The following is a 2,987-nucleotide window of genomic DNA, read 5'->3' as shown; positions in this document are numbered from 1 at the left end:
AACTGTTTCGATTGATCTGTCCGTATACGAGGGAGCTTGTTCGATGACCAATCATCACCATCTCCACCCGCGTCGCCGGTCGCTCGCGTTCGGTTGCTGGTACCTGATCGGCTGGGATATCGATCGCGAGGGCTGGCGCACGTACCGGGTCGACCGGATGACTCCGCGCATCCCGACCGGCCCCCGCTTCAGCCCCCGCGAGGCTCCCGATGCCGCCGAATTCGTCTCGTACGGTGTGACTTCCGGCCCCTACCGCTATCAGGCCCGCCTACTGCTGCACGCCCCGATCGAAACGGCGGCCGAACGGATCGCGCCCACGGTCGGAGTACTCGAAGCCGTCGACCCGACCTCCTGCGTACTGCACACGGGTGCGCACTCGCTGGACTCCCTCGCCTCCTACATGACCCACTTCGGCTTCGAGTTCCGCGTCCTCGAGCCGCCGGAACTCGGTGCGCGACTTCGCGAGCTGGCCGCTCTACTGCAACGAGCGGCGGGCCCCGGCGGTAGTTGAGACTCAGCCCGCCAGCGCGGTGCGGGTGGCGGAACGGATTGCGCCGGTGACGATTTCGGGCTGCTCGAGCATGACCAGGTGGCCGCAGTCGGGCAGTTCGATGGCCTCGGCGGGGCACAGGGTGCGGTTCAGTCGCGCGCCCGCGGCCGCCGACAGGACCCGATTCTTCGCACCCCAGATCGTGGTGACGGGCGGGAAGCCGGGGGCCGGACGGAAGTCGTCGAGCACCGCCAGCGCCGACAGATCACGGGTGGTGGCGGCGGGCGGCAACAGGCGGCTGGGCTCGCTCCACCGCTTGCGCAGACCGGAGAAGGTCGCGCCGTCCATGTGCCGTCCGCGCGGGCCGAGCTGCTCGCGCACCACGAAACCGGCGGCGAGGCCGGGCAACCGGATCGCGCTCGCGAGCGCGTCGAGGGGCAGGTGGGCGGCGACGCGTGCCGTGCGGCCGGTGAGGGTGGGCGCCAGCGTGGCGGCGGTCAGCGGATTGCACAGCACCAGGGCCCGGACATTGCGCGGATCGCGGCGCGCGTACAGCAACGACATCGCGCTGCCGAAACAGTTGCCGACCATGATCAGGTTGGTCAGCCGGTGCGCGTCGATGAACTCCGACACCATGTTCAGGTAGTTCTCGACCGTGTACCCGGTGGCGGGGGTGTCGGAATCGCCGTAGCCGAACAGATCCAGCGCGTACACGCTGTGCGAACCCGCCAGCGCCCGCATCTGATTGCGCCAGATGTGGCGGTCGCCGCCGAGATTGTGCAGGAACAGGATCGGATCACCCGAACCGGCCTGGTCGTACGCGACGGACACGCCGTGATAATCGAACTCCGGCATCGGGCGCTCTCCTCATTGAGTGCGGTGCTGCGCTATCTGCAGTGATGTGTTGCGGCCCCGAGGGCCGTCAGCACCGACTCACCCTCGCGCGGTAGTGCCCATGCTAGCCGGTACCGGCCGTAACACAAGTTTTTGCGGAGAGCGCCCTGACGCTGGTCAGCGAGTGGATCCGGCGATCACCCCCGCTCCGCGGATCCAGGATTTCAGTTCGGCCATGCCGGTGTCGCGGTCCATAACGGGCCGGTATCCGAAATCGCGGGTGGCGGCGGCGGTGTCGTAGGTGCCCGAGCGGGTCATCACCGCCACCGAGTAGCGCGACAGCGGGGGAGTCCAGTGCTCGGCGAGATACGGTATGCGGCGCAGGTTTTCGATGAGGTCCACGATCAGGGTGACCAGACGCGGGTCGAGGGTGCGGCTCGGTGCGGCGTACCCGAGATCGGCGGCGACCTCGCCGAGGAAGCGCCACACGTTCGTCTGCTCGGCATCGGCGATGAAATACGGTTTCCCGCCCACGTTCTCGCTGGTCGCGGCGAGTACCGCGGCCTCGACGATATTGTCGACATGGCAGAGCGAGGCGTACACCTCGCGTCCGGCCGACAGATCCGGCAGGGTGCCCGCGGCGGCGCGGTCGAGTAGCCGGATGAGCGGCCCGGACCGGTCGCCCGCACCCCAGATGGCGCGCGGGCGCAGCGCGCAGGTGGTGAACTCCGGCGAATTCGCCTTCAGCACCAGGCGTTCGGCGGCGGCCTTGGTCTCGCAGTAGTAGTTGAGGTACCGGCTCGGATACGGAACCGACTCGTCGATATCGATCTGGTCGCCGCCGTCACGATCCATGAGCGCGCTGGGACTCGAGATGAACACGAATCGTTGTGCGCCACTCGACTGTGCGGCCGTCAGCAGCCGAGCGGTGGCGGCGGTGTTCTCGGCCCAGAAGCGGGCGCGGGTGCCGCGCTCGTCGACGCGGGCGGCGCTGTGGAACACGACATCCACGCCGTCGGCCGCGCCGTCGAGGGATTCGGGATCGCTCAGGTCGCCGAAGACGCGCTCCACCTTGTCGAGTACGGGGGCGAGATCGCGCAGATCGCTGGTGCGGCGCACCAGCACCGACACCTCGAAGTCGGTGTCGTGCACCAGGCGGCGCGTCAGCGCGCCGCCCAGGAAGCCGGAGGCTCCCGTCACCAGGGCCCTCATCGCGCCACCCCCACGCGGGTGTGGCGGCTGGCCCATTCGTCGGCCACCATCCGGACGACCACCTCGAGCAACGACAGGGTTCTCATGCCTTGCCGCCCAGCTGCTTGGCCGCCCAGACCGTGAGTTTCTCGCGGCCGATCTTGGCGTTGTGGCGGATGTCGACCGGGAACTTCGGGTGGAACAGGAACTCCGTAACCGGCTTGGTGATGTCGTATTCGTCACGGCGGCCCCGCAATTCGCGTTCGACGGCGGTCTTGTCCGCGCCCGGTTCGAGTTCCACGCACAGCACGGGCACCTGGGCACCGCGTTCGCCGATGCCGACCAGCGCCGTGCGGGCGACACCGCCGAGGGTGTTGAAGACCTGTTCGACCTGCACGGTGAACATGGGCCCGCTCGCGGTGTCCAGCCGCTGGGACTTGCGGCCGCAGAACCGGATCCGGCCCGCGTCGTC

The 2,987-nt window shown here is 68.6% G+C and carries 3 protein-coding genes and 1 pseudogene; 1 reads left to right on the top strand and 3 read right to left on the bottom strand.

Annotation, left to right across the window (positions count from 1 at the left end; genetic code table 11):
- Positions 1-43: 43 nt before the first annotated feature.
- Entirely contained in the window at positions 44-511 is a 468-nt protein-coding gene (locus ACWELQ_RS42500) for a helix-turn-helix transcriptional regulator (RefSeq protein WP_452402648.1), read from the top strand.
- A gap of 3 nt (positions 512-514) precedes the next feature.
- Here the strand turns inward: ACWELQ_RS42500 and ACWELQ_RS42495 are convergent, their stop codons facing one another.
- From ACWELQ_RS42495 to ACWELQ_RS42485, 3 genes and pseudogenes are all read right to left on the bottom strand, one after another.
- Positions 515-1,345, bottom strand: a complete 831-nt coding sequence (locus tag ACWELQ_RS42495) for an alpha/beta fold hydrolase (RefSeq protein ID WP_452402647.1) — start codon at positions 1,343-1,345, stop codon at positions 515-517.
- A gap of 156 nt (positions 1,346-1,501) precedes the next feature.
- Complete coding sequence (locus tag ACWELQ_RS42490; RefSeq protein ID WP_452402646.1) at positions 1,502-2,536, bottom strand: NAD-dependent epimerase/dehydratase family protein; 1,035 nt, start codon at positions 2,534-2,536, stop codon at positions 1,502-1,504.
- An 82-nt stretch (positions 2,537-2,618) separates the two neighbouring features.
- Positions 2,619-2,987, bottom strand: a pseudogene (locus tag ACWELQ_RS42485) (fatty acid CoA ligase family protein); the annotation flags it as partial.

The organism is Nocardia sp. NPDC004722 (assembly GCF_053601505.1).
The sequence above is the reverse complement of the archived record's forward strand: the minus strand, read 5'-3'. Positions and strand labels throughout refer to the sequence as shown.